1 protein-coding gene is annotated in these 293 nt (G+C 62.5%); it reads right to left on the reverse strand.

The window, feature by feature from the left end:
* Nucleotides 1-293: hypothetical protein (locus EN852_RS41535; RefSeq protein ID WP_189546644.1), on the reverse strand; the 293-nt coding region annotated here is incomplete at both ends.

The raw sequence follows: 293 nt of genomic DNA on the forward strand, positions 1-293 counted from the left end.
CGCTGGCCGGAACCGGATCGGTGCCAAAGCTGGCCGAGCCGGAGGCGATCTTTACGTAGCTGCCGTTGCCGTTCGGGATCCCCGAGACGACGTCGAAGACGGAAGTCGACTGCAGGCTGTTCGTCACCAGGTGGAAGTCGTAGTTGCCGTCCGCCCCGGCGGCGAGCGTGAAGTACTCGTTGGTACCCGTGGCGCCCTGCGCATCGGCAAGCGTCGTATAGGCGGTCATCTGCGATGTATGCGTCGCCGCGTCGTAATGGGCGTATTCGTAGAATGTGTAGAGGGTTGTGAGA

Source organism: Mesorhizobium sp. M2E.F.Ca.ET.209.01.1.1 (genome assembly GCF_004010375.2).
GTDB lineage: Bacteria > Pseudomonadota > Alphaproteobacteria > Rhizobiales > Rhizobiaceae > Mesorhizobium.